The sequence below is a fragment of the Aeromonas eucrenophila genome, assembly GCF_000819865.1.
In the GTDB taxonomy this organism is placed as follows: Bacteria; Pseudomonadota; Gammaproteobacteria; order Enterobacterales; family Aeromonadaceae; genus Aeromonas; species Aeromonas eucrenophila.
The window spans coordinates 80,474-106,554 of the sequence record NZ_CDDF01000003.1 but is presented as its reverse complement, the minus strand read 5'-3'; the positions used below and the strand labels follow the sequence as shown (position 1 = coordinate 106,554).

Annotated in this window: 25 protein-coding genes and 1 pseudogene; 8 read left to right on the top strand and 18 right to left on the bottom strand. The window is 60.6% G+C overall.

The features are described 5' to 3' along the window. Positions 1-113 precede the first annotated feature (113 nt). From BN1124_RS03810 to BN1124_RS03805, 3 genes and pseudogenes are all read left to right on the top strand, one after another. On the top strand, positions 114-1,019 hold the full coding sequence (locus tag BN1124_RS03810; protein ID WP_042639324.1) for a LysR substrate-binding domain-containing protein: 906 nt from the start codon (positions 114-116) through the stop codon (positions 1,017-1,019). Positions 1,020-1,169: 150 nt separating this feature from the next. Continuing rightward, positions 1,170-1,352: pseudogene (locus tag BN1124_RS21830) on the top strand (hypothetical protein); the annotation flags it as partial. 194 nt (positions 1,353-1,546) lie between these two features. Continuing rightward, a complete protein-coding gene (locus BN1124_RS03805; RefSeq protein ID WP_042639322.1) occupies positions 1,547-2,719 on the top strand; it encodes a M28 family metallopeptidase in 1,173 nt (390 codons plus the stop codon). Between the two features lie 77 nt (positions 2,720-2,796). Here BN1124_RS03805 and BN1124_RS03800 read toward each other — a convergent pair whose 3' ends face one another. The 4 genes from BN1124_RS03800 to BN1124_RS03785 all read right to left on the bottom strand — a co-directional run bounded on the left by BN1124_RS03800 (position 2,797) and on the right by BN1124_RS03785 (position 7,530). Continuing rightward, positions 2,797-3,762, bottom strand: a complete 966-nt coding sequence (locus BN1124_RS03800) for an ABC transporter permease (protein ID WP_042639320.1) — start codon at positions 3,760-3,762, stop codon at positions 2,797-2,799. 5 nt (positions 3,763-3,767) lie between these two features. Beyond that, a complete protein-coding gene (locus BN1124_RS03795) occupies positions 3,768-4,886 on the bottom strand; it encodes an ABC transporter permease (protein ID WP_042639318.1) in 1,119 nt (372 codons plus the stop codon). After that, the gene (locus tag BN1124_RS03790; RefSeq protein ID WP_042639316.1) at positions 4,883-6,451 is read right to left on the bottom strand and encodes an ABC transporter ATP-binding protein; all 1,569 of its coding nucleotides are present in this window, start codon (positions 6,449-6,451) and stop codon (positions 4,883-4,885) included. Before BN1124_RS03790 ends, BN1124_RS03795 begins: the two co-directional genes overlap by 4 nt. Before the next feature lie 80 nt (positions 6,452-6,531). Continuing rightward, positions 6,532-7,530: a BMP family lipoprotein gene (locus BN1124_RS03785; RefSeq protein WP_042639314.1), complete on the bottom strand. Its 999-nt coding sequence runs from the start codon at positions 7,528-7,530 to the stop codon at positions 6,532-6,534. Between the two features lie 411 nt (positions 7,531-7,941). Between BN1124_RS03785 and uvrD the strand changes: the two genes are divergently transcribed. After that, positions 7,942-10,113 (top strand): DNA helicase II, encoded by a 2,172-nt coding sequence (gene uvrD / locus BN1124_RS03780; protein ID WP_042639312.1) that lies wholly within the window; start codon positions 7,942-7,944, stop codon positions 10,111-10,113. Positions 10,114-10,242: 129 nt separating this feature from the next. On the opposite strand, the gene BN1124_RS21145 is transcribed toward uvrD, so the two are convergent. From BN1124_RS21145 to ydfZ, 4 genes are all read right to left on the bottom strand, one after another. After that, positions 10,243-10,629 carry a BstA C-terminal domain-containing protein gene (locus BN1124_RS21145; protein ID WP_156128042.1) on the bottom strand — a complete coding sequence of 129 codons (387 nt, stop codon included), beginning with the start codon at positions 10,627-10,629 and terminating at the stop codon, positions 10,243-10,245. After that, a complete protein-coding gene (locus tag BN1124_RS21140) occupies positions 10,593-11,153 on the bottom strand; it encodes a hypothetical protein (protein ID WP_156128040.1) in 561 nt (186 codons plus the stop codon). Before BN1124_RS21140 ends, BN1124_RS21145 begins: the two co-directional genes overlap by 37 nt. A gap of 68 nt (positions 11,154-11,221) precedes the next feature. Then, on the bottom strand, positions 11,222-12,109 hold the full coding sequence (locus BN1124_RS21135; protein ID WP_156128038.1) for a hypothetical protein: 888 nt from the start codon (positions 12,107-12,109) through the stop codon (positions 11,222-11,224). A 582-nt stretch (positions 12,110-12,691) separates the two neighbouring features. Further along, positions 12,692-12,889: a putative selenium delivery protein YdfZ gene (gene ydfZ, locus BN1124_RS03775; RefSeq protein WP_042639310.1), complete on the bottom strand. Its 198-nt coding sequence runs from the start codon at positions 12,887-12,889 to the stop codon at positions 12,692-12,694. A gap of 292 nt (positions 12,890-13,181) precedes the next feature. Between ydfZ and BN1124_RS03770 the strand changes: the two genes are divergently transcribed. Next, positions 13,182-13,682, top strand: a complete 501-nt coding sequence (locus tag BN1124_RS03770) for a DUF1993 domain-containing protein (protein WP_042639307.1) — start codon at positions 13,182-13,184, stop codon at positions 13,680-13,682. Positions 13,683-13,765: 83 nt separating this feature from the next. Here the strand turns inward: BN1124_RS03770 and BN1124_RS03765 are convergent, their stop codons facing one another. Together BN1124_RS03765 and BN1124_RS03760 are read right to left on the bottom strand one after the other, a co-directional pair. Continuing rightward, positions 13,766-14,215, bottom strand: coding sequence for an SRPBCC family protein (locus BN1124_RS03765; protein ID WP_042639305.1), 450 nt, complete (start codon positions 14,213-14,215; stop codon positions 13,766-13,768). Positions 14,216-14,352: 137 nt separating this feature from the next. After that, on the bottom strand, positions 14,353-15,009 hold the full coding sequence (locus BN1124_RS03760; protein WP_042639303.1) for a VIT1/CCC1 transporter family protein: 657 nt from the start codon (positions 15,007-15,009) through the stop codon (positions 14,353-14,355). Between the two features lie 352 nt (positions 15,010-15,361). Here BN1124_RS03760 and BN1124_RS03755 point away from each other — a divergent pair, with 352 nt between their 5' ends. Further along, the gene (locus tag BN1124_RS03755) at positions 15,362-16,030 is read left to right on the top strand and encodes a chromophore lyase CpcT/CpeT (protein WP_082041413.1); all 669 of its coding nucleotides are present in this window, start codon (positions 15,362-15,364) and stop codon (positions 16,028-16,030) included. Between the two features lie 4 nt (positions 16,031-16,034). Here the strand turns inward: BN1124_RS03755 and BN1124_RS03750 are convergent, their stop codons facing one another. Continuing rightward, positions 16,035-16,931: a LysR family transcriptional regulator gene (locus BN1124_RS03750; RefSeq protein ID WP_042639301.1), complete on the bottom strand. Its 897-nt coding sequence runs from the start codon at positions 16,929-16,931 to the stop codon at positions 16,035-16,037. A gap of 98 nt (positions 16,932-17,029) precedes the next feature. On the opposite strand from BN1124_RS03750, the gene BN1124_RS03745 reads away from it, so the two are divergent. Further along, positions 17,030-17,650 carry a LysE family translocator gene (locus BN1124_RS03745; protein WP_042639299.1) on the top strand — a complete coding sequence of 207 codons (621 nt, stop codon included), beginning with the start codon at positions 17,030-17,032 and terminating at the stop codon, positions 17,648-17,650. A gap of 82 nt (positions 17,651-17,732) precedes the next feature. Here BN1124_RS03745 and BN1124_RS03740 read toward each other — a convergent pair whose 3' ends face one another. The 7 genes from BN1124_RS03740 to BN1124_RS03710 form a co-directional block, all read right to left on the bottom strand. Beyond that, complete coding sequence (locus BN1124_RS03740) at positions 17,733-18,842, bottom strand: YeeE/YedE thiosulfate transporter family protein (RefSeq protein ID WP_231553592.1); 1,110 nt, start codon at positions 18,840-18,842, stop codon at positions 17,733-17,735. Between the two features lie 170 nt (positions 18,843-19,012). Beyond that, entirely contained in the window at positions 19,013-19,648 is a 636-nt protein-coding gene (locus BN1124_RS03735) for a LysE family translocator (RefSeq protein ID WP_042639297.1), read from the bottom strand. A 365-nt stretch (positions 19,649-20,013) separates the two neighbouring features. Further along, on the bottom strand, positions 20,014-20,814 hold the full coding sequence (locus BN1124_RS03730) for an AraC family transcriptional regulator (protein ID WP_042639295.1): 801 nt from the start codon (positions 20,812-20,814) through the stop codon (positions 20,014-20,016). 68 nt (positions 20,815-20,882) lie between these two features. Further along, entirely contained in the window at positions 20,883-21,779 is an 897-nt protein-coding gene (gene rarD / locus BN1124_RS03725; RefSeq protein ID WP_042639352.1) for an EamA family transporter RarD, read from the bottom strand. A gap of 122 nt (positions 21,780-21,901) precedes the next feature. Beyond that, entirely contained in the window at positions 21,902-22,075 is a 174-nt protein-coding gene (locus BN1124_RS21495) for a hypothetical protein (protein WP_193354274.1), read from the bottom strand. 125 nt (positions 22,076-22,200) lie between these two features. Next, the gene (locus tag BN1124_RS03715) at positions 22,201-23,697 is read right to left on the bottom strand and encodes an aldehyde dehydrogenase (RefSeq protein WP_042639292.1); all 1,497 of its coding nucleotides are present in this window, start codon (positions 23,695-23,697) and stop codon (positions 22,201-22,203) included. A gap of 317 nt (positions 23,698-24,014) precedes the next feature. Beyond that, the gene (locus BN1124_RS03710; RefSeq protein WP_033131378.1) at positions 24,015-24,557 is read right to left on the bottom strand and encodes a cupin domain-containing protein; all 543 of its coding nucleotides are present in this window, start codon (positions 24,555-24,557) and stop codon (positions 24,015-24,017) included. A gap of 172 nt (positions 24,558-24,729) precedes the next feature. On the opposite strand from BN1124_RS03710, the gene BN1124_RS03705 reads away from it, so the two are divergent. Beyond that, positions 24,730-26,061 carry an omega-aminotransferase AptA gene (locus BN1124_RS03705; protein WP_042639290.1) on the top strand — a complete coding sequence of 444 codons (1,332 nt, stop codon included), beginning with the start codon at positions 24,730-24,732 and terminating at the stop codon, positions 26,059-26,061. Positions 26,062-26,081 lie beyond the last annotated feature (20 nt).

Here is a 26,081-nt window from a genome sequence, read left to right as displayed (position 1 = left end):
ATGTCCTTTTGGTGGAGAGTTGAACGGAAATGAGTTCGGACAATCAGTGTAGTTTCCCATCGATTTGGTGATAATAAGGCGAAATATCAAATCACTTTTACAGATAGGTAATAATGTTCGGCTGGGAAGGGATCTGTGAGTTTGTCAGCGTGGCGGAGCAGGGGGGCTTCACCCCGGCGGCGCGCAAGCTGGGGGTGTCGGTGGCTCAGGTCAGCCGCCAGGTGGCGCAGCTGGAAGACCGGCTGCAGGCCAAGCTGCTGCTGCGCACCACCCGTCAGGTGCGGCTCACCGAGCTCGGTGAGATCTATTTTCGCCACTGCCGCCAGCTGCTGGACAACCTGTACGAGGCCGAGCTGGCCCTGGGGCGCCATCAGGCGGTGCCGCAGGGTAGCTTGCGCATCACGGCCCCCGTCTCCTACGGCGAGAGCCGCATCGCCCCGCTGGTGAACGACTTCATGGTGCGTTTCCCCCAGCTGGAGGTGACCCTCAACCTCACCAACCAGCTGCTGGATCTGGTGCACGAAGGCTTCGATCTCGCGATCCGGCTCGGCCATCTCAAGGACTCGAGCCTGGTGGCGCGCAAGCTGGCCAAGCGGGTGCCCTATGTGTGCGCCTCGCCGGCCTACACCGCCCGCCACGGCATGCCCAACAGCCTGTCCGAGCTGGCTCGCCACCGCTGCCTGGTGGGCAACGGGGACGAGTGGCACTTCACCCTGGACGGTCGCCCCCACAGCGCACGGGTGCGCGGCGTGCTGCAGTGCAACAGCGGCCACGCCTTGCTGGATGCGGCGCTCAAGGGGATCGGCATCATCCAGTTGCCGGACTACTACGTGAGCGACCACCTCGCACAGGGGGAGCTTATCGAGTTGCTGCCCGAGCTACGGGCGCCGGAGGAGGGGATCTGGGCGCTCTATCCCCACAATCGCCACCTCTCCCCCAAGGTGCGGCTGCTGGTGGATTATCTCGCCGAGCGGCTGAGCGCACCCGCCCAGCCCGTGCTGGTGCGGCCCATCGGCTAACGCTCTGATGATAAAATTCTCCCCATACAAAAGGTTCTGTCCCAATTCCGTGTTGGAAGGCGAATCCTGAAGCAGGTCATTACCGTGAGGGCCGTCATCCTGGATACCCCAGCCTTTCAACACCTGTTGTCTCTCTTCCCATGACTTACCTTGCTCCAGTGCCGCGTTGCCACTCCCCATCCGACGGCTTCATTGACCACACAATTGCCGGTATGTCGTTGCTGCCCCCCGGCTATCTGTGCCGAAATGGCACAGTTTGACTCCCTATGTCAGCCCCCCAGCCTGGGCTGTTATCGTCCTGTCCGGCGGGCACGCTGTGTGGAACACCTTCGCCAGCACAAAGCTCCGCCTGCCCCCCTCGTACCGGCGTAGTAGACAGCAGATCCTGCAGCGGCCCCCACCGGACGGGGGGATAGCCACACCAGATGGGCAAATTCACATGCATCCACCCTTGGCTAGACTGGGCCAGTCGTCTTATGACACCCATTTGGCACATTTGCCCGCCACTATATCTGGAAGGATCCGATATGAAACCCTTGTTGACCGCCCTCTTGCTGCCCCTCGCCGTACAAGCCGCCGAACCCGTCTGGATCACGATCGGTGCCGACAGCGGCGTCGAACTCAAGCAGGTCAAGGCCAAGCTGGCCCCCCTGTTCAGCGCCAGCGGCGCCCCAGTCCAGCTGGCCCAGGTCGAGGCAAGCGAACTCGGCACCCTCTCCCACCTGATGCACGAAGGACATCAGCGCTGCGGCGGCTATGTGGTGCACAGCACCCTGGCCGACGCGCTGCAGAGCATGGCCCAGCCCATCAGCCAGAGTCTGTTCAGTGCCCCGCCGCTGACCCAGGGAGCCAGCGTCAACCGGCTGCTGCCCTACCTGGATCAGGGAAACATAGCCGGCACCATCAGCCAGCTCGCCAGCTGGCGCAACCGCTACTACACCACCACCACCGGGGTACAGTCGGCCGACTGGGTGGCCGGCCAGTGGCAGAGTCTGAGCGCCGCCCTGCCCTGGGCCAGCGTCAGCCGGGTCAAGCACAGCGGCTATCCGCAGCAATCCGTGGTGTTGACCCTCAAGGGCAGTCGCTACCCGGACGAAGTGGTGGTGCTCGGCGGCCACCTCGACTCCACTGCGGGCTCCGCCCCCAACAGCCGCACCCTGGCACCGGGCGCCGACGACGATGCCTCCGGCATCGCCACCCTGACCGAGGTGCTGCGGGTCATCGCCGAGCAGGGCCGTCAGCCGGAACGCACCCTGCAGTTCATCGGCTATGCGGCGGAAGAGGTGGGGCTGCGCGGCTCCAAGGACATCGCCACCCGCTATAAAGCAGCCAACACCAAGGTGCTGGCGGCGCTGCAGCTGGATATGACCAACTACCAGGGATCGGCGGAAGACATCGTCTTCATGACCGACTACACCGACAAGGGGCTGACCGGCTATCTGGCCCAGCTGCTCGACGCCTATCTGCCCCAGATCCGCTACGGCTACGACAGCTGTGGTTACGGCTGCTCGGATCACGCCTCCTGGCACAATCAGGGCTACCCGGCCGCCATGCCGTTCGAGTCGCGCTTCAACGACTACAACCCCAACATCCACACCGCCCAGGACACATTGCAGAACGCCGATCCCTCGGCCGCCCACGCCCTCAAGTTTGCCCAGCTGGCCACCAGCTTCGCCATCGAGATGGGCAAGATAAACTGAGGCGCCAGGGGGTGATGAACCACGCAAAAAAAGGCCCACTTTCGTGGGCCTTTTGCATTGTTTGCATAGATGGGAAGCTATTCCCGTTCCTTGACGTAGGGGGTGCCGAGTGCCTTGGGTGCCACCGCCTTGCCGATGAAACCGGCCAGCAGGAACACGGTCAGGATGTAAGGCAGCGCCTCGATGGCCTGTACCGGGATCGGGAAGTCGCCGATGCTGACCCCCTGCAACCGGATGGCGACCGCGTCGAGGAAGCCGAACAGCAGGCAGGCCGCCATGGCGCTCCAGGGTTTCCACTTGCCGAACACCAGCGCCGCCAGCGCCATGAAGCCCTTGCCCGCACTCATGTTCGGGATGAACTGAGCGGTCTGGGCCACGGCCAGGTAGGTGCCACCTATGCCGGCCAGCAGGCCGCCGATGATGAGCGCGGTGTAACGCATGCGCACTACAGAGATGCCGGCGGTATCGACCGCGGCCGGGGCTTCACCCACGGCGCGCAGACGCAGGCCGAAACGGGTACGGAACAGCACCCACCAGGCCAGCGGCACGGCGGCGAAGGCCACGTACTCCAGCAGGGAGTGACCGCTCAGCAGCTCGCTGTAGAGCTGGCCGATAACCGGCACGTCATACAGCTCCTTGGCGTAGGGCAGATCGATGGGGGCGAAGCGGGCCGCACCGGACAGAGCCGGGGTCTGACCGCCCTGATCGAACCAGTAACGGCCGAGGGTCACGGTCAGGCCGGCCGCCAGTATGTTGATGGCCATGCCGCTCACCACCTGATCACCGCGGTGGGTGATGGTGGAGAAGCCGTGCAACAGGGCGAACAGGATGGAGACACCCACCCCGGCGCCGAGGCCGATCCAGGCCGAGCCGGAGACCGCCGCTGCCGCCGCACTGGCGAAGGCCGCCGCCAGCAGCTTGCCTTCCAGCGCGATGTTGACCACCCCGGATCGTTCGCAGAACATCCCCGCCATAGCCGCCAGGATGAGCGGCGGTGCGGTACGGATAGTCGCATCCAGCATCAGAATCAATGTTTCGAACATGATGGTCAGGCTCCTTTGACTTGCGCGGCTGAACGGTTGGCGAAGGCCAGATAAGCCTGCTCGATGCGCGGGCGCAGCATGTGCTCGAGGGCGCCGCAGAACAGGATCACCAGACCCTGCAGCACCACGACGATGTTGCGATCCACCCCGAATTCGAAGCTGAGCTCGGCGCCGCCCTGATAGAGGAAGCCGAACAGCAGGCTGGCGATGATGACGCCGACTGGATGATTGCGTCCCATCAGCGCCACCGCGATACCGGTGAAGCCGAAACCTTCCACGAAGTTCAACTTGATCTGGTGCAGCTCACCCTGCAGCACGTTGAGGGCGAAGAAGCCCGCCAGCATGCCGGAGATCACCATGGCCAGGATCACCACCTTGGGATAGGAGATGCCCGCGTAGGCGGAGGCACTCTGGCTGGCGCCGACCGAGCGGATCTCGTAGCCCCAGCGGGTATGCCAGATGAAGACCCAGACCAGCACCGCGCAGATCAGCGCCCAGAAGAAGCTGATGTTCAGCGGGCTGTTGGGCATGGCCACGCCGAAACCGGCCGCCAGCTCACTCATCTTCGGCAACCAGCTCGCCACGGCGAACACCTTGCTCTCGGTGGCCATGGATCCTGGTGGCTTGAAGACGTCGACCAGCAGGTAAGCCATCAGGGAGGCGGCGATGAAGTTGAACATGATGGTGGTGATAACGATGTGGCTGCCGCGCTTGGCTTGCAGCCAGGCCGGGATGAAGGCCCAGGCCGCACCGAACAGACCGCCGGCGATGATGGCCAGCGGCAGCAGCAGCGCGAACGGCAGCACGTCACCGAGCAGCAGACAGACCAGGCCGACGCCGAGGCCGCCGATATAGGCCTGCCCCTCACCGCCGATGTTGAACAGGCCGGCGTGGAAGGCCACCGCTACCGCCAGACCGGTGAAGATGAAACCGGTGGCGTAGTAGAGGGTGAAGCCTATCCCCTCGCCGGTGCCGAAGGCGCCGTACCACATGATCTTGGCGGCATCGACCGGGTTAATGTCGAGGTAATAGAACAAGATGGCCGACACCAGGAAGGCCAGCAGTATGTTGACCGCGGGCAACACGCCCACGGATATCCAGGCAGGGATACGTGCTTGGCTCATGACCGAGCCTCCTTGGCAATCTCGTCGGGAATGATGTTAGCCATCATCAGGCCTATGGTGCGTTCGTCCGCCTTGGCACCGTCCAGCTCACCGACGATGCGACCGTCGGCGATGACCAGGATCCGGTCCGACAGGCTCATGATCTCGTCCAGCTCAACCGACACCAGCAACACGGCCTTGCCCTTGTCGCGCATGGCGATGATCTGCTGGTGGATGTACTCGATGGCGCCGATGTCGACCCCACGGGTCGGTTGGCCGACCAGCAGCACATCCGGGTCCTGCTCCACCTCACGGGCGATCACCAGCTTCTGCTGGTTGCCACCGGAGAAGTTCGCGGTCTTGTGATCGGGATGGGGCGGGCGCACGTCCCACTTGTCCATCTTGGCTTGGCAATCCTGCAGGATTGCGTCCTTGTTCTGCAGCCAGCCTTTGTTGTACTGGGCGCGTCTGTGATAGCCGAGGATGAAGGCCTCTTTCGCCTCGAAGCGATTGATCAGCCCCATCTTGTGGCGGTCTTCCGGGATGTGGCCGAGGCCAAAGTTGCGCACCTGCTCCGGATCGGCCGGCTGGGCCGGATTGACCAGATGCACCTGGCCGCGACCGGTGATGGTGAAGTTGCCCTTGCTCGGCTTGATGATGCCGCCGAGCAGGCTGAGCAGCTCGGACTGACCGTTGCCGGAGACGCCGGCGATACCGACCACTTCCCCTGCACGCACCTCGAAGCTGACGGATTTGACCCGTTCCACCTTGGCGTCATCGAAGTAGCACAGCCCTTCGACCTTGAGCTTGGCTTCGCCCGGCTGGGCGGCACCCTTGTCGACCTTGAGGCGCACCTTGCGGCCCACCATCAGCTCGGCCAGCTGTTCCTTGTCGGTATCCTTGGTGGCGACGTGTGCCACCATCTCGCCCCGGCGCATGATGGAGACCTGATCGGTGATGGCCAGGATCTCGCGCAGCTTGTGGGTGATGATGATGATGGTGGTGCCCTGATCCCGCAGCTTTTTCAGCACCTCGAACAGGTGATCCGCCTCTTGCGGGGTCAGTACCCCGGTCGGCTCGTCGAGGATCAGGATGCGGGCGCCACGATAGAGCGCCTTGAGGATCTCGACCCGCTGTTGCAGGCCCACCGGCAGATCCTCGACCTTCTCGTGCAGCGGCACTTCGAGACCATAGTCCCGCGCCAGCTCGCCGAGCACCTTCTCGGCGCCGGCCAGGCTGCGACCGAGATACCAGTCGTTTTCCGCGCCGAGAATGACGTTCTCCAGCACGGTGAAATTGTTCACCAGCATGAAGTGCTGGTGCACCATGCCCACGCCTGCGGCAATCGCATCTTGTGAGCCATGGGGCTTGAAGGGGCTTCCGTCGATCAGCATCTCGCCTTTGTCGGCGTGGTAGAAACCGTAGATGATGCTCATCAGGGTCGACTTGCCGGCGCCATTTTCGCCGACGATGCCGTGAATACTGCCTTTTTGAACCTGAAGGTCGATCTGCTTGTTGGCGTACACTTCGCCGAACCGCTTATCGATACCTCTTAATTCGATGGCATAGCGATCTGTCTGATCCATGATTCCGTCCGGTCATGAAATTGGAACTAAAAACCGGCCCCTGTGGGCCGGTCATCAGGTTTGAGCGTAGTAGTGCTGACTCAGTATTTGCAGCTGTTGTCGCTCATGTAGTCATGCACCTTGATCTTGCCGGCGATGATGTCGGCCTTGATGGCATCAACCTTGGTTTTCATTTCCGGGGTGATCAGCGCCTTGTTGTTCTCGTCGATAGCCCAATCCACACCACCTTCGGCCAGACCCAGAGTCTGGATACCCGGTTTCCAGGTGCCCTTGGCGCCGTCATCCCAGGACTTGTACGCGGCCATGCCAACGTCTTTGACCATGGAAGTCAGCATGGTGCCAGGTTGCAGGTGGTTCTGGTTGGAATCCACGCCGATGGCCAGCTTGCCTTCGTCCTTGGCGGCTTGATAGACACCGATACCGGTACCGCCGGCGGCGGCATAGACCACGTCGGCGCCCTTGGCGAACTGGGATTTGGCCAGTTCGGCACCCTTGGCCGGGTCAGCAAAGGCGGCCGGGGTGGAGCCGGTCATGTTCTGGTATACGTCGATCTTCGGATTGATGTACTTGGCGCCCTGCTCGTAGCCGCACTGGAATTTGCGGATCAGCGGGATGTCCATGCCGCCCACGAAGCCGACTTTGCCGGTCTTGGAGGCGATGGCAGCCAGTGCACCCACCAGGAAGGAACCTTCATGCTCCTTGAAGATGAGGGACTGTACGTTCGGCTTGTCGACCACCATGTCGATGATGGTGAACTGGGTGTTCGGGAATTCGGTGGCGACTTTTTCTACCGCGGAGCCCATGTTGAAGCCGACGGCGACGATGGGACCGTTGCCACGGCTGGCCAGACGACGCAGGCCCTGCTCACGCTGGGCCTCGTTCTGGGGTTCGAACTCCTTGACCTTGACGCCCTTGTCTTTGTTGTAGACTTCGACGCCATTGCGGAACACGGCTTCGTTGAAGGATTTGTCGAATTTGCCAGCGGTGTCATAGATGACGGCGGGCTCGGAAGCTGCCTGAGCGGAAAGGGCAGCGAGGGTGAAGGCGGCAACGGTGGCCAGCTTGAGCACTTTAGTCACGATCGTATCCTTGATTGTTATGTGAGGGTCCACAACCTGCCTGGGCAGGTCATATAGCACGCTGGCTAACTGTAAGTGAGCCAGATTGTGGGTCAAGGAGATCATAAAGGAAAAACGTTTGCGTTAACGGTTTGAAATATAAGCAATTTGCTTTATAAGTGTTTGTTTTTGACGTCGTTTTCAGAATTAAATTCTGTGATTAATAGGGGTCAAATGACATTTTTGTTTATATTCATATGGTTGTGCGCAATCGTTTTAATCAAGCGGTGAAAAAGCTAGCTTCCATTGGCGCCAATTTGTGGCATGGCATCCCTGCCACTTCGGGCCGTGCCGGTGCCCCCCGCATGTCGATTTGGTCTCTGGCTCCGCAGGCCGTATAATCGCCGCCTGTATAAATAAACAGGAGTGGTGATGGACGTTTCGACCCTGCTCGACGGGCTCAACGACAAGCAAAGAGATGCCGTTGCGGCGCCCCGCAGCAATCTGCTGGTGCTGGCCGGTGCCGGTTCGGGCAAGACCCGGGTACTGGTGCACCGCATCGCCTGGCTGATGCAGGTGGAACGTTGTTCACCCTTCTCCATCATCGCCGTGACCTTCACCAACAAGGCCGCCGCCGAGATGCGCGGTCGGGTCGAGAAGGTCATAGGGGACGGCGTGCGCGGCATGTGGATAGGCACCTTCCACGGCATCGCCCACCGCCTGCTGCGGGCCCATCATCTGGATGCTGGCCTGCCGCAAGACTTCCAGATCCTCGACTCCGACGATCAGTACCGCCTGATCCGCCGGGTGCTCAAGGCGCTGAACCTAGACGAGAAGCACTGGGCTCCCCGCGCCGTGATGGGCTACATCAACGGCAAGAAAGATGAAGGGCTGCGCCCCGGCGACATCGACCTCTACGGCGACCCCGTCACCCGCACCTATCAGCAGATCTACAAGACCTATCAGGAGACCTGCGATCGCTCCGGGCTGGTGGACTTCGCCGAGCTGTTGCTGCGCGCCCACGAGCTGTGGCTGAACAAACCCCACATCCTCGAGCACTACCGGGATCGCTTCCAGAACATACTGGTGGACGAGTTTCAGGACACCAACGGCATCCAGTACGCCTGGCTGCGGATGCTGGCGGGCGACAGCGGCCGGGTGATGATAGTCGGCGACGATGACCAGTCCATCTACGGCTGGCGCGGCGCCAAGATAGAGAACATCCAGCGCTTCCTGACTGACTATCAGGGCGCCGAGACCATTCGCCTCGAGCAGAACTACCGCTCCACCGCCAACATCCTGAAAGCCGCCAACTGCGTCATCGCCAACAACTCGGAGCGGCTCGGCAAGGAGCTGTGGACCGAAGGGGCCGAGGGGGATCCCATCTCGCTCTACGCAGCCTTCAACGAGGTGGACGAGGCCCGCTTCGTGGTCGGCCGGCTCAAGGACTGGAAGGAGAAGGGCGGCCTGCTGGCCGACTGCGCCATCCTCTACCGCTCCAACGCCCAGTCGCGGGTGCTGGAAGAGGCGCTGATGCAGGACGCCATGCCGTACCGCATCTACGGCGGCCTGCGCTTCTTCGAGCGCCAAGAAATCAAGGACGCCATGGCCTACCTGCGCCTCATCAACAACAGAGGCGACGACGCCAGCTTCGAGCGGGTCGTCAACACCCCGACCCGGGGCATAGGTGAGCGCACTCTGGAGATCCTGCGCAACAACGCCCGCGATCAGGGCCAGAACCTGTGGCAGTCCGCCAAGACACTGCTGAACGACAAGGTGCTGACCGGCCGCGCCGGCAACGCGGTGCGCGGCTTCGTCGAGCTGATCGACGCGCTGGAGGAGCAGGTCTCCTTATTGCCCCTGCATCAGCAGGCGGACATCGCCATCCAGCATTCCGGCCTCAAGGCCATGTATCTGGCGGAGAAGGGGGAGAAGTCCCAGGCGCGGGTGGAGAACCTGGATGAGCTGGTGACGGCCTGCCGCCAGTACCAGCGCCCGGACGAGCTGGAAGACATGAGCGATCTCTCCGCCTTCCTCGCCCACGCGGCGCTGGAGTCCGGTGAGAATCAGGCGGACGAATACGCCGATGCGGTGCAGCTGATGACGCTGCACAGCGCCAAGGGCCTGGAGTTCCCGCTGGTGCTGCTGGTGGGGGTGGAGGAGGGCATGTTCCCGAGCCAGCAATCCACCGAGGAGTCGGGCCGCCTCGAGGAGGAGCGCCGCCTCTGTTACGTGGGCATGACCCGCGCCATGGAGAAGCTCTACATCTGTTATGCGGAGAGCCGCCGCATCTACGGTCGCGAGATGTTCCACAAGCCGAGCCGCTTCATCCGCGAGATGCCAGCCGAGTGCCTCGAAGAGATCCGGCTGCGCACCCAGGTCAGCCGCCCCACCCAGTACGGCCGCTTCAGCCAGAACGAGGTGCAGCAGAGCTTCGACGCCAGCGGCATCAAGCTCGGCCAGCGGGTGCTGCACCCGAAATTCGGGGAAGGGATAGTGCTGAACTTCGAAGGGGTCGGCCCCCAGAGCCGGGTGCAGATCCAGTTCGACGACGTCGGCGCTAAGTGGTTGGTGACCGCCTATGCCAGATTGGAAGCGCTCTGATTTTCCCACCTTTTGATATAACCAACCCGGCTTAGGCCGGGTTGGTTTTCATATCAGTTATCAAGACAGTCTTAATGACGCGATCGTCAGAATACGCTTCGCCGTTAGAAACTACAGACGGGATGAAAATTAATTTATTAGAATTTTACTGGTCACATCTGGCGGCATCACTGCTGCGAGAAGAAGAGGCATAGATTCCAACTTAACAGTACCATCACCGACTTTCCTTTTTATGTAAGCCGGGTATTTCTCTGGTAAGTAAATGTTTTGAAACCATGCTCTGAACTCAGACAATGCACTTATTGGATATGCATTAATCTCAGGATCTAGCAGGCGATATGACTCTGGGTATTTATGATGTATTTTAATTCTTTCACCATGTATCGCTGCTAGTTGACTAGTTTTCCAATGTTTTGCCCAATGGATTCCTAAACTACCATCTGGCATAATTGAATCATCAACTGCAATATTATTGCGAATCAAGGACGCAATAATAGTTGTAGCTTCATCGAACATAGTAAAAATCCCTTCGGAGATTCATTACTAAGGACTCTCTCTTGAAATAGTCTCCAGCTTTCAGCAAATACGTCCTTTTCATTATAACCCAACCGCTCATGTATATATTTTCGCAGGCCTAATTTTGCTGCCTTCCTATAATTCTGAATTGCTTCTAACTTGGTTGTTTGAGCGTAGTGGGCATAATAATCAGTAATTGCCATCACTATCTGTTCTGGCACAGCATGAATTACACCAGTTATAGAGTTATGACTATCAATTTCAACATATAAACTATCGGGGACTGAATCAGACTCGGTCCACTCTTTAATCAGTTCTGTTAACTGTTGTCCCCGAGTTCTACCTTGCGCATCACCAGCCGCCCAGTCTTGAGCTAGTTGTATAACCGAACTGGGAGCTAAACCACAGAACTTGGCTAAGCCTTGGAGAGAAAGGAATGTTTCACCATTGGGTAAAACCCCCATGCTAATACTATCAACCTCTTGAATCTTAACTGGTACTAAGGACAAGTGTTGTTGAATCACGTTATACTCCATTAAAAATTTATATTACATTGAGTTGGTATAACATCTCTATCGGCAACTAAATCACACTATTGTGATTCTTTGTATTTTTGAACTGTAATAAAATTGACAATGGCACAATAAATGGTAGGTTTTCCTGTGGAAGGAGAATAATGTACCTGCCCAGCAACTAATACATATGCTCCCTGTAAGTCATCGAGGCTTTTTAAGTGGAAAGATGAGATGAACTTTTCTTTTATATCTCTAAATATTTTTATGCTGACACCTTTCCTCGATTCACTTGCATTTAGCCATAGACCACCATCAAGAGTTTCATCTTGGGCATCAACAATAACCCCCCAGAATAGTCTATATTTATTGTCATCCATGGAGTCGTCGACTTCATCAAATGAAACAACAAGATTCTTTATTTTTCCGTCAACCTTTAGTCTACCAGCATCAGAAAACAATCTAACTTGCTTGTCTGATTGCCTAAATTCAGGGAATCTTTTTAGGTAAGATAAAATTTGACGCAAACTTTTGTTTGCTTCAGTTTCATTTTTGACACCAGCCCCTTTTCCTATAGCTCCACCGCTAGGTTTAACTACAAACTCCGCTTCAGGTATTTGGTCATACGATATGTCAGCTAAAATGCCGCCAATCTTATCATCCAAATTAATAACGTACTCCGTTACTAATGGGATTTTACCTGCCGTGGAAAGTTCACCATCAGTTTCATCTTCAATAAGCACATATGATGTTCTATATTGACACTCAGAATTATAGTGGTGGGAGTTAAAGTGAGCAGCCCTTTTCACTTTAGCAAGAGGGTTAGTTGCAGAACGGAACCATGCAACATCGCCACATCCTTTACATACAAGACCTGCTTTTAGCTTTTTTTGATGCTCAGGAGACAATATCGAAAAATCAGTAGCGGAGTATGTAATTCCAGTCTGCTGGCACAATGCATAATCCATAGAACCCTCTTACCAAGCATTGACAATATGAAGTCATGCTAATGGATGGAATGCTTCATTTGAAACAATGCGAGCTCATTTTGTGATCATCAGCCAATTCAGGACTGTAGGTTCGATTAGCGAAGCGTAATCAGACGATCGCGTATGGGGCAATCGTCTATTCGAACATTAGCGAAGGCAAAACCCTCCAGCCTTCCCTCAACCGACCCGCATCAATCCCATGCCACATAACGATGGAAGATGGAATAAGGCCAGTCAGCCACTTGGGTGACATGACCATGCTTGAGCGGATTGATATGGACGTAATCCATATGGCGGATTCTGCTCATCCCGGATCAGGTGTTCCCAGTATTGGTGTTGCCAGATGCTCCGCTCCCCGTGGCGTAACTGGGTCTGGCTGCTGCGTCGGTCGGGGGCAAGGCGCGGGAGCATTAGTTTTGGATCGTCCGATTACGCTTCGCTAATCGAACCTACGTAATAAAAACGGTGGAGAACGAGGGAGGGAATCAGAAACCCGGCCGTTAGATGGGGCGCGGCGGCCGGGTGAATTGTAAAGAGTAGGGTGACAGGTAACGCCGGGTATCAGCCTAGTCTAATCAACTCGATGGGCGCGTAACGCTCTTGGGAGTTGGCCAGCAGCACACACTTCTCATGCTCTGCCTCGTAGGGGGTCATATTGTCGGTGTGGGCCTCCTTCAGGACGTCGACGGCACTGGTGGCGGCAATCATGACGCGCTGACCCAGGTTCAGCACATTTCTGTTCCGGTCATAGATCTTCATTGCATTCTCCTTTCGTTGTACCCGGATGGGTGCTCCGGGCGGCGGGATCAGACTACGCCCCTGAAAAAGGGTGATGTATGTCACAGATCAAAAAAGAGGCAAAGAGGGACTCATCATGGCGGGGACACCTGGCGGCGTTGGCAAGATCAGCGCCGCCGGGCTTGCCATATACTGTCGCTCCGCCGATGGATGGGCTGCGCTTTTTACTGGCATGGGCTCGAACCACAAAGGGGATGCGCTATAGTGATGCCGCTTGTGCAAACCCGCCTTCAATCCGATTAGAGAACGCACCATGAACCGTGATATTGCCGCCCAGTTTATCAAGATGCTGACCAACCTCGACCAGTGTCTGGCCAAGGCCGAGGCCCATGCCGAGGCGAAGAAGTTCAACGTGGACAACTTCTTCAATGAACGCCTCATCGTCGACATGCTGCCCTTCTCCAAGCAGGTGCTGATCTGCTGCGACAGTGCCCGCGCCGTCATTGCCACCGCCAGCCACAGCGAGTTGCCGGCCATGGGGGACGATCCCAAGACCATGGCGGATCTGCGCGCCCACATCCAGCGCAGCATCGCCTTCCTGCAGAGCAAGCTGGAGGCCGACTTCAGCGGGTTCGAGAGTGGCCAGTACTTCCCTTACTGGGCCGGTGGCAAGAGCATGGACGGCCATACCTGCGTCCATGAGTACGGCATCCCGAACTTCTACTTCCACCTGACCATGGCCTATGCGCTGCTGCGCCAGGCCGGTGTGAACCTCGGCAAGGGGGATTACCTGGGTGGCCTGAACCTGCGATAAGCCGCCGCCCTGCCGCAATGAAGAGAGCCTGCCAATCGGCAGGCTCTCTGTTTTTCGGGACCTGGCTAGCGCAGAGGCGCGGACTATTCGTTCGGGATCTCGGGCTCCACCAGGGCGAGCAGCTGGGTCAGGGACTCCTGCCAGCCGAGGTAGCACATCTCGACCGGGATGACCGCCGGGATCCCCGCCTGCTCGATGGCGAGATCGGTGCCGCACAGCACTGGGGTCAGGGTGATGGTCACCTGCATCTCCCCCGGCAGGCCGGGCGCGTCGAAACTGTCGGTGTAGCGAATGCGCTCCCCCGGCACCAGTTCGAGGTACTCGCCGCCGAAGGAGTGGGAGTGGCCGGTACCGAAGTTGGTGAACGCCATGCGGAAGGTGCCGCCGACGCTGGCCTCCAGATGGGCCACCTTGCAGGTGAAGCCGTGGGGTGGCAGCCACTTGGCCAGCGCATCCGCCTCGATAAAGGCCCGATAGACCCGCATCGGCGGCGCCTTGACTACCCTGTGCAGCCGCACTGTTCCTGTCGTCATGATGGATTCCTTCTGAGTGGTTTCGGACCAAGGATAGTCGCCAATGCCGGGATCGATCGGCGGCAGCGCTCCCGTGGTCGAATGAAAAAAGAGAGGGAGGCGCTGGCCTCCCTCCGCTCGTCACCTGTTGCGTCGCCTCAGCCGCCCAGGGCTATGGTGGCCAGCACTATGGCGACGCCCGCGGCGGCGAAGAGCACGCCGACAAGCCTGGGGCGCGGCGAGCCGGCGTAGCGAGCCAGGCCACGGCCGATCAGCATCAGCATCAGCAGGGCGATGCCGTGGGAGAGGCGCAGGGCCGGCACCGGATCCTGGAGGAACATGAAGGGCAGCAACACGGGGAAGGTGGAGAGGAACACCATCAGGAAGACCCCCAGGCTGTTGAGCAGATCGTTCCAGCGGAAGATGGGGCCCTGGCTCAACTCGGGGTGCTGGCGCAGGCGTGATTGCCAGTCACCGAGCTCATCGTCGCGGCAGATGGCCGCCAGCGGGCCGGGCAGGGCATCCCGCAGCGCCGCTATGCCCCGGTTGTCACCGGGCTGCAAGTTGTGCAGCTGTTGCAGCAGCCGCAGGGCGCGGGCCCGCTCGGTCAGGGTGGTGATGAGGTAGACGATGGCGTCGATCATGCCCCAGGCGATGTTGCAGCCGATGCCGGCGATCAGCAGGTCCTTGATCTCGGCTTTCCCCGCCTCCAAGGCGTTGAAACAACCGGTGAAGGTCAGCACCATCAGCAGACCGAACAGGATCTCGGAGTAGCGGGAGATGGGGTCGATAGGGGAAAAACGGGGCTGGTTCATGATGGGACCAATGGATGATGTTGATGACATTATCATGGGTCGAGTTCCGGGCATGTTCAAGGCGATCGCACACGCCAGTAAGCCGCCATCCAGCTTGGTAGCGAGAAACCCGCAGCCCTGATAAACCGGGGCCTGCAGCGCGATAGCCTATTGAAGCCAAGTGATCCGATTGGTCCCTAAAGAGGTGGGACAAGGGTGGGTCGAGTGAGCCTGGCCGCGCTTGTATCTGCGTCTGATTTCTTCGCTAACCGAGTGATTTTTCGATGGATCTGCAAGGAGTTGATCAAGGTAGAGGTTATTGTCGGCGTTCGCTCATATAATCGCCGCCATGCAAGCGACTCGGAAGGATTCGATGATACAGCTGATGGCGGCCCTGTTCGGGTTGTTTTACGCCTGCCTGACCTGGGCGGCGCCCGTTCCCCCGCCCACCACCCCGGTCAGCCCCTTCGTGAGCCAGGCCAGCATGGAGCCGCTGCTCTCTTGGTTCACCGGCGAGTTTTCCAGCCAGGAGCAGGCCAGCTACGACAAGCGTTTCACCAGTGCCGAGCTGCGCCTGGTGGAGATCTGGCCCGGCTACAACCACTTTCGCTGGGTCTATGCGGAGCAGTTCCTGACCGAGCGGGCGGTGCGGCCGTTTCGCCAGCGCATCTATCGTTTCTCCCCGCTGCCGGATGGCCGCATCCTGATGGCCGAGCTGACCATGCCCAGGGCCATCGATTTCGCCGGCGCCTGGCGCAAACCTGAGTTGCTCGATTCCCTCACCCCGCCACAACTCTCCCTGCGCGAGGGCTGCGAGATCTGGCTGAGCCGCCAACCTTCCGGGGAATACGCGGGCCACAGCCAGGTCGGCAGCTGCGCCACCAATTTCGGCGGCGCCAGCACCCTGGTGCAATACCTCTGGATCGGCCCCAACAGCGTCAGGCTGCTGGACAGAGCCTATGACAACGAGGCCCATCAACGCTGGGGCAGCCCGGGGGAGGGCTATGTCTATCTGCGAAGGGTGAAGCAGCGCGGTGAATAAGCGCTCAGGCGGGCAGATCCAGCTTGTGGCGGTGCTCGCTGAGGTAGTCGATCAGCAGTCGTAGCCGCAGCGGCATCGGCTCCCTGGCCGGGTAGAGCATGTTGACCGGGCGCGGGGCGGGCAGGGCATCCGGCAGTATCTCCAGCAGGGCGCCACTGCTCAGCTCGTCGATCAGCAGGGCGCGCGGCTGCAGCACTATGCCCGCGTGATGCAGTGCGGCCACCTTGAGGGCGCTGCCGTTGTTGCTGATGAACTGGCTGTCCCACAGATGCAGGTGCTCGAGAGGAAAGGCCTCCGCCAGGCTGGATTGCGTCAGCCAGGGGCTGAAGCCCAGGCAGCGGTGACGGGCCAGATCCGCGAGTTCCAGCGGGGTGCCGTGGTGCTGCAGATAGCGCGGCGAGGCGCAGAACACCGAGGCTGAGCTGGCCAGCGGGCGGGCTATGTAGGCGGCATCCTTGGGGGTGCCGACCCGGAAGATGAGGTCGAAGCCGTCGCCAATCACATCGACCAGCCGATCGCAGAGATCCAGCTCGATGCGGATCTGCGGATAGCGCGCCATGAAGTCGCACAACAAGGGGGTCAGCCGCTGGCTGCCGAAGGTGATGGGGGCATTGATGCGGATCTTGCCCGCCGCCTGACCGGTGTGGGCCAAGGTGTTCTGCTCCAGCTCCCGATAGTGTTGCAGCAGGTGCTGGCAACCGCCGAGGTACTCTCTGCCCGCCTCGGTCAGGCTCTGGCAGCGGGTGTTGCGGTTGAGCAGGCGGGAGCCGACGCGGGTCTCCAGCCACTTGATGTATTTGCCGATCATGGCCGGCGTCATCTCGAATCGCTCCGCCACGGCACTGAAGCTGCCCGCACGGGCGACTGCGACGAAGATCTCGATGGCGGTCAGGCGATCCACTCTAAACTCCTGGTTTATAAAGCCGAGCGCCACTATGTCTGGCTGGCGAAGCGGCTGTCAATATACTGGGCGGCATCAAACGAAGATGGAATGTGCCCATGAGCCTCGACTATTACGCCCTCTACCTGCTACTCGCCGTCGGCACCGTGCTCAGCCCCGGCCCGGCGGTGATCTACACCATAGGCAACACCCTGACCCGGGGAACCCGCCATGCCATCGCCGGCTTCATCGGGGTGGCGGTCGGGATCCTGTTGGTGGCGACCCTGGCCTCGCTGGCGGTGCTCTGGTTTACCCACTGGCTGGCCGCGGGCCAGCAGATCCTCACCCTGGGGGGCGCCCTCTACCTGCTCTATCTCGGGATAAACTCCTGGCGCCAGCGTGCGGTGAGCCCGCTGGTGAGCACGCCGAGCGATCGGGACTGCGGCCGCAGCTTCCTCAAGGGGGCGCTCATCAGCCTGCTCAATCCCAAGGCGATCATCTTCTTCACCAGCCTGTTTCCCCAGTTCATCGACTTTCGCCAGGGGGCCCTTGGCCAGTGCATGCTGCTGGCGCTGACCTTCAGCGCCGTGGTGCTGGTGGTGCACGGTGGTTACTGCCTGGTGTTTCGCTGGGTGGGGTTGCAGGGCTATGGCGAGCGCTTCGCGAGGGGGATCAACCGGATGTCGGCCGTGATGTTTACCGGCTTTGCCCTGTTGCTGTTGATCAGGGCGCTCGGCTAAGGGGAAGTGGGAGCAGGAGGGAGACCCTGCTACCGAGAGAGTACGGGATGACGCCGGGTGCCGGCGTCATCCCGTTTTTGCATCAGAGCCTGAACAACGGCCGCAGGCGAATGCCGATCAGGCTGCCGCCCAGCGCCATCAGCATCCAGACCCAGCCGTGCAGGCTGCCGGACGCCGTGCCATCGAAGAAGCCGCCGAGGTTACAGGCGCTGTACATGGCGCCCATCCCCATCAGCAGGCCGCCGATGATGGATGCCAGGCTGTTGCCTAGCCGCATCGGGGCGAAGTTGCCGCCACCGCTGAGGCAGCGCGCGAGCATGGCCCCCAGGATCCCGAGCCAGAACATGCCGACCATGGGGTTGATGAACAGCGGCTGGGCCAGCTTGGGGTTGCCCTCGAACAGGCCGAAAACAGAGGCGCCGCGCAGCGCCATGTCATAGACGGCGCCGGTGATGGTCCAGGCCGAGCCGTGCAGGGCGACCACGGCGGAGTTGAGCAGGGCGATGAGGATGCCGCCGGTCAGCACGGTGAAGCGGCCATCGCGCCAGAACAGGTTGCCGCCGCTGAAGATCGGCTTGAGCTCGCCGGTGCGCTTCAACTCGCTGCTGCGAAACAGCGCGAAGAGCACGGCGACCAGCGCCAGGTTCAGCAGCATGCCGCTCCAGATATTGCCGGTCAGATCCTTGGCCAGCACTACCTGGCTGGAGAAGGTCGCATCCAGGGTTGGCCGGAACTGGTTGCTGATCAGGGTGCCGATGCCGTAGCAGAGCAGCACCAGCCAGAAGCGCGGCTGCCCCTCGCCGCAGCAGTAGAGGGTGCCGGTGGCGCAGACCCCCGCCAGCTGCATGCCGATGCCGAACAGAAAGGCGCCGACGATAAAGGGCACGCCTATGGCCATGACGTTGCCCACCATGGCATCGCCAAACAGGGCGTGAGTGAAGGAGAGGAAGCAGGTGAACAGCAGGATCTCGATGGCGATGGTGAGCAGGTGAACCCGCACATAGTAGCTGTTGCGCTTGGTCAGCATCTCGCGCCAACCGAACACTATGCCGAAGCGGCTGAAAGAGAGGGTGAAGCCGAAGCCGAAACCGATCAGGGCCATCAGTGCCCATTTCATGCCGAAGTTGCTGCCGAGCCAGAACAAAGCTCCCCCCGCGAGTGCCACGATGGGGAGCGACCATTGTCGAGTCATGCCGATACGTCCATAACGTTATTGTGGTGAAGGCGTGCATCCTAATCCCACAATGAGTCCGGCACCAGCACACCGGGGCCATATTGTTACGAAGATCGGATAGAGGCTCCCGTTATGGTGTTCGCCCCACCGGCTGGCTCAACCAAGGGGGGTGAGTCGGCCCCCTTGCCTTACGCCAGCAGTGGCTGTGCCAGATCCACCAGGATGGAGAGGCTAACGGCACCGAACAGCAGGCCTGTGACCATATTGAGGGGGCGCTGCACCCGGCTGAGCAGATGCTGGGCCCGCGCGGTGGAGAGGCTCCAGGCCAGTAGCCCGAACCAGGCCAGGGAGAGCAGGAACAGCTCCAGGATCAGCAGGCCACGGGTCAGGCCGTCCACCTGGGGTGTCACCATGGCCGCCAGCAGCCCCATGAAGAACAGCAGCGCCTTGGGATTGAGCAGATTGGTGGCGAGGCCAGCCTTTACGCCCCTGTTCCAGCCTTGCAGCTCGCCGCCTGCCCTGAGTGTCTGGCTGGCGGCACTGTGCCACGCCGCCTTGATGGCCCCCCAACCGAGCCAGCCCAGATAGAGGGCGCCCACTATCTTCACCACCATAAACAGCCAGGGTTGGCTCGCGATCAGCAGGCTGATGCCGGTGAGGCTCAAGGTGGCGTGCAGCAAGATGGCGAGCGCTATGCCGAGCGCCGCCCCCAGGGCCGTGGGTCTGTGCAGGCTGGTGCGCAGGATCAGCGCGAAGTCGGGGCCTGGGCTCGCCAGGGCGATCAGATGGATGAGACCTATGGTCAGGAACAGGCTGGTGAACATGAGATACCTCGATGACTAGATGAGGTTGCAGCATGAGGGATGGGGGCGGGGGCTGGCTTGTAAAAGATTGCACTCCGGGTCGGCCATGTCTGGCCGCACTCGCCTGTCAGAGGCGGCACCTTGTTGCAGTGTTTGGTATTGCCAGGCATTTATTTTTCGGAATTTTATAGCGTAAAAATGCCGAAATTTGGTGTGTAAATTAGCGTCATGGCGAGTGGTCAGCCGGATCGACGGGAAAAGGGCAGTGTTTGCTGGCAGTTATCGGTGGGGCTGGCTTGCTTCAGACAGTATTTGCTGGCGGTGCTCCGCCGGACTGGTGCCTCTAAGGCCGTATCTGCTGGCGGTAATCCGCCGGGCTGATGTCTCTAAGGCCGTATCTGCTGGCGGTAATCCGCGGGCGTGAGCCCGAAGGCCTGCCGGAAGCCGTGATGGAAGTGGCTCTGATCGAAGAAGCCGACCGCGAGGGCCACCTCGCTCACCGGCATGCCGCTGCCGAGCAGGCGCTTGCCCTGCTCGAGGCGCAGTCGCTTGAGCCAGGCATAGGGGGTCATGCCGGTCTTCTTCTTGAACTGGCGCAGGAAGGCGAAACGATCCAGCCCGAACTGGGCGGCCAGATCCTCCAGGCTGTGGCGCTGGTCCAGCTGACCGAGCAGATGGTCCCGCAGGTATCGCAACTGGGGATCCGCCAGGGCATGGCGCTCGGGGGCCAGCCCGAAGAGCTCGTCGAGCAGGGCCAGCAGCTGGCTCTCCGCCAGCAGGCCGTCCGGCTCCGGGCCATCCAGATACATGTGCAGGCGGGCGAAGCCCTGATAGAGATCGGGTCTGGTCTGCAGGCCCTTGTCGAAGAAGGGCTCGGGATTGTTTGGCAGCCAGCGCGCCAGCTGCTCCGGGGCGATGGCGAACACCCGCACCTCGTAGCCTTCCGGCAGCAGGCTCAGGCCGTCGTGCATCTCGTCCGGGTTGACGGTGGAGAGCTCGCCGCGCACCAGATTGTGGCTGCTGCCCTTGTGGATGAACTTCTGGCCACCCTGCTGCACCAGACCTATGTGGTAGTCCAGGTGCACGTGGCGGCCATAGCTGAACTCCCTGTGGTGGGAGTGGGAGAGTTCAACCCCCGGCAGCAGCCGGGGTTGCCAGTAATGGATGTGGGATGGGGGGGCGCTCATCGGCTATTGATATCTCAAAACCCGGGGGTTGGCTTGTAGATTATTGCAGCCACGGAGCGCCCGGCACCTCAACCGGCCGCCTGACGCCGCTTGCCGCTGTGCAGCCCGTCCAGGGTGAACAGCACCAGGGCACTCCAGATACAGCCGAAGGTGATCATCTTGTCCAGCGCCAACGCCTCCCCGTACAGGGTCACCGCCAGGATGAACATCAGGCTGGGGCCTATGTACTGGAAGAAGCCCAGGGTGGAGAGCTTGAGACGGGTGGCGGCCGCGGTGAAGCAGAGCAGGGGCGCCGTGGTGACGGCCCCGGCGGCGATCAGCAACAGGTTCAGGTGCCAATTATTTTCTGTGAGATGGCTGGTGGGACTGTCGGCGAAACCCCACAGATAGATGGCCGCCGGCGGCAGCATGATCATGGTCTCGATCAGCAGGCCGGTGAGGGCATCGAGGGCCAGTTTCTTGCGGATGAGGCCGTAGATGGCGAAGCTCGAGGCCAGTACCAGGGCTATCCAGGGCAGGGAACCGAAGGCGATGAGCTGAACGGCGACGCCGACCACCGCCAGCCCCACCGCCCACCATTGCAGGCGGCGCAGCTTCTCGCTCAGGAACAGCATGCCGAGCAGCACGTTGAACAGCGGGTTGATGTAGTAACCGAGGCTGGCATCCAGCATGTGGCCGTTGTTGATGGCCCAGATAAACAGCAGCCAGTTGCCACCGACGGTGACCGAGGTGAAGGCCAGGGTGAGCAACACCTTGGGCTGGCGCAGCACCGCCTGCACCTTGTGCCACTGGCGGGCGAGCAGGGTCATCACCATCAGCAGGGCGCAGGACCAGATCATGCGGTGAGTCAGGATCTCGGCGGCCGGCACGGCGGAGATGGTCTTGAAGTAGATGGGGGCCAGACCCCAAAGGGTATAGGCGCACAGGGCATAGATGACGCCCTGGCGCTGAACTTGCTGTTGCATGCGGAGAACCTTCACTGGAGAGCGGATGTTGGAAAACATCGCAAAAAGTCAGTGTAGCGATCCTTTTGGGGGGAAAGAAGTCAATAAATTGGTCGGAGGGGATTTTTACAGCAGGCTCGGGGTCAGCGGCCACCGCCACGGCGGATCTTCTCCACGTCCATCAGCAGCCACAACATCAGGGCGATGGCGGAGATCCAGGGGCCCCAGGTCACGTAGGCTTCACCCTGACCCAACATGAAGAACAGCAGCGGCAGACCCACCACCAGAAACAGTACACTCGCCAGGAAGAACAACATTTTTATCTTTATATTTAAGGGCTTGTCTATTTGACGATTATATCGATTGAGGCTTGTGATGAAAGGGTAAAAATGAAAAAGGGGGATTTCTCCCCCTAGTCGTGCCGATATGGTCATATCTGGCGTTATTCGAGCTGGATCCAGGTGCTTTTCAGCTCTGTGTACTTCTCCAGCGCGTGCAGGGACTTGTCGCGCCCGTTGCCGGACTGCTTGAAGCCGCCGAACGGCATCGTCATGTCACCGCCGTCCCAGTTGTTGACGAACACGGTGCCGGCGCGCAGGGCGCGGGAGCCCTTGACCGCCTTGTTCAAGTCCGCGGTCCAGATGGCGGCGGCCAGGCCGTAGTCGGTGTCGTTGCCCAGCGCGATGGCGTCTTCGAGGCTGTTGAAGCCGGTCACCGCCAGCACGGGGCCGAAGATCTCCTCGCGGAAGATGCGCATCTGCGGTGTCACCTCGTCAAAAATCGTGGGCTCGATATAGAAGCCGCCACTCTCGGCATGGGTGCGGTTGCCCCCCAGCAGCAGCCTGGCGCCCTCCTGCTTGCCGATCTCGATGTAGTTCAGCACCTGCTCCATCTGGATGCCGTCCACCATGGCGCCGATGCGGGTGCTGGGATCGAGCGGGTTGGCGGCAATCCATTCGCGGGCATGGGCCAGCAGGCGCTCCATGAACTGCGGCTTGATGCTGTTTTGTACCAGCAGGCGGGAGGCGGCGGTGCACACCTCGCCCTGGTTGTAGAAGATGGCGCCCACAGCGCTCTTGGCGGCGGCGTCCAGATCCGGCGCATCCGCCAGCACTATATTGGGGCTCTTGCCGCCACACTCCATAAAGGCGCGCTTGAGGTTCGACTTGCCGGAGCACTGCACCAGATGTTTGCCGATCTTGGTGGAGCCGGTGAAGGTGATGCAGTCCACGTCCATGTGCATGGCCAGCGCCTCGCCGACCGTGTGGCCAAAGCCCGGCAGCACGTTGAACACCCCGTCGGGGATGCCCGCCTCTTTGGCGATGCCGGCGATGCGCAGGGCGGTGAGGGGGGATTTCTCGGACGGTTTGAGGATCACCGAGTTGCCGGTGGCGAGCGCCGGGCCCAGCTTCCAGCAGGCCATCACCAGCGGGAAGTTCCAGGGGACTATGGCGGCGACGACGCCGAGCGCCTCACGGGTCACCAGCGCCAGGGCGGACTCCTCCACCGGGGCGACCTGATCGTAGATCTTGTCGATGGCCTCGGCGTTCCAGGCGATGCAGTTGGCGGCGGCCGGGGCGTCATAGCCCATGGCATCGCCGATGGGCTTGCCCATGTCCAGGGATTCCAGCAGCGCCAGCTCCACCTTGTTGAGGCGCATCAGCTCGGCGAAACGTTGCATGATGAGCTTGCGCTGTTTCGGGGCCAGCCCGCTCCAGCGTTTGTCATCGAAGGCGGCGCGGGCAGCTTTCACCGCCAGCTCGGCATCGGCGGCGTCGCAGGAGGCGACCTTGGTCAGCAGCTGGCCGTTGGCCGGGTTGATACAGTCGAAGGTGGCGCCGTTCACGGCGTCCCGGTAGTTGCCGTCGATAAAGGCTTGCGAGGGCAGGGTCAGATGGGAGGCCTTGTGTTGCCACTGGGCCAGGGTCAGGTCACTCATGTTCACTCCTTGAACCGGCAAAGACAGTCTCTGTGTATCAATATGCTAAACATGTCGCCGCTTGTAAATCATATGTGAACAACTTTATTAAACATTCACCCTCCCCAGCCAGGGGCGGTTGACGAGGGCGTTAGTCGGGATCGGCCGAGTTTCAGAGGGTCTGACCGCCGTTGTCGGCGGTCAAAAGCAGGGGGACATTCACCGGGATCGGCCGGGTTTCAGTGGATCTGACCGTCGTTGCCGGCGGTCAGATCCAAGGGGATATTAACCGGGATCGGACAGGCTCCCGTGCGTCCGACCATGGGTGCTATCGGTTATTAGAAGCTGGCGGGGGTGTTGGCGGAGATCAGCACGCACTCCTGCTCGCCCAAGTTGCGGAAACGGTGCGGGGTGCGGCTGTCAAAGTAGTAGCCATCTCCCGGCGCCAGCAGGTGGACCTGCTCGCCGACCGTGACCTCGACCTGGCCCTGGATGACGATGCCGCACTCTTCCCCCTCGTGGCTCAGCATGTCGTCGCCGGTGTCGGCGCCGGGGGGAAGGACCTCCTGCATCATGCCGATGGCGCGGTTCGCACGGCTGTGGCCCACCAACCTGTAGCTGATGGGATGGGTGCCGAGATCCGGCATGTCGTCCGCGCGGAAGATCACCTCGGAATCCATCTCCGTCTCATCGGTGAAGAAGCTGGCGAGCGACATGGGAATGCCTTCCAGCACCTTGCGCAGTGAGGCCACGGAGGGGCTCACCTGATTCTTTTCGATCTGGGAGATAAAGCCGTTGGTCACACCCGAGCGCTTGGCCAGCTCACGCTGGGAAAGGGCCGCCTTGGTGCGAACCGCCTTGAGGCGGTGACCGATATCCATCGATAGACACTCCTTGACTGTTTACTATTATTAAAATTGTGTTAAATATCTTATACCACCCCGAGGGGGTGACACCAAGCAGGGCGATAAATAGCCCTTTTTTATGGATTCTAGTGTTTAATTTAATAGGCATAAGCCAAGCGTTACTAAACGCCTTAAGGATGAGGTGACCATGAAACCGATTAGCGACATCAATACCCCTTCCGACATGTCCGCCTTCTGGATGCCCTTCACCGCCAACCAGCAGTTCAAGGCGGCGCCGCGGATCCTGAAGTCGGCAGAGGGGATGTATTATCACTCAGAGGATGGCCGCAAGATACTGGATGGCACCGCCGGACTCTGGTGTTGCAACGCGGGTCATGGTCGGCGCGAGATCGCCGAGGCGGTCTCCCAGCAGATTTCCCACCTCGACTTCGCCCCGACGTTCCAGATGGGCCACCCGCTGCCGTTCGAGCTGGCCAACCGGCTGGTGGAGATCGCCCCCAAGGGATTCGGCCACGTCTTCTATACCAACTCGGGCTCCGAGGCCGTGGACACGGCGCTGAAGATGGCGCTGGCCTGGCAGCGAGCGCGGGGCCAGGGCACTCGCACCCGCCTCATCGGCCGTGAGCGCGGCTATCACGGGGTCGGCTTCGGCGGCATCTCGGTGGGCGGCATCCCCGGCAACCGCAAGTGGTTCGGCTCCCTGCTCGGCGGGGTGGATCATCTGCCTCACACCCTGAATATCGCCAAAAATGCGTTCACCCGGGGCCTGCCAGCAGAAGACACTAGCCTGGCCGACGAACTCGAGAAGATCGTCTTCCTGCATGACGCCAGCAACATAGCGGCGGTCATCGTCGAACCCATCGCCGGCAGCACAGGCGTCATCATGCCCCCCAAGGGTTACCTCAAGCGGCTGCGGGAGATCTGCACCAAACACGGCATCCTGCTGATCTTCGACGAGGTCATCACCGGCTTCGGCCGTTTGGGCGCTCCCTTCGCCGCCCAGGAATTCGACGTCATGCCCGATATGATCACCTGCGCCAAGGGGCTCACCAACGGCGCCATCCCCATGGGGGCCGTGCTGGTGCGCGACCATATCTATGACGACATGATGGCCGCGGGCAAGGGCGCCATCGAGCTGTTCCACGGTTACACCTACTCCGGCCACCCGGTGGCCGCCGCCGCGGGCCTCGCGACCCTCGAAATCTACCGGAGCGAAAACCTGCTGAGCCGCGCCGCCGATCTGGCGGGCTACTGGGAGGAGGCGGCCCATTCCCTCAAGGGCTGCAAGCATGTGAAAGACGTGCGCAACTACGGCCTGGTGGCGGGCATAGAGCTGGAAGCCCTGCCGGATGCACCGGGCAAGCGTGCCTATGAGGTGTTCGTGCGCTGCTTCGAGAAGGGGGCCCTGATCCGCGTCACCGGCGACATCATCGCCCTGTCGCCGCCCCTCATCATAGAGCGCAGCCAGATCGACGATCTCTTCACCCTGCTGCAGGATGTGTTGCAGACGCAGGAGTGACCCTTTCATTGGATTGCAGG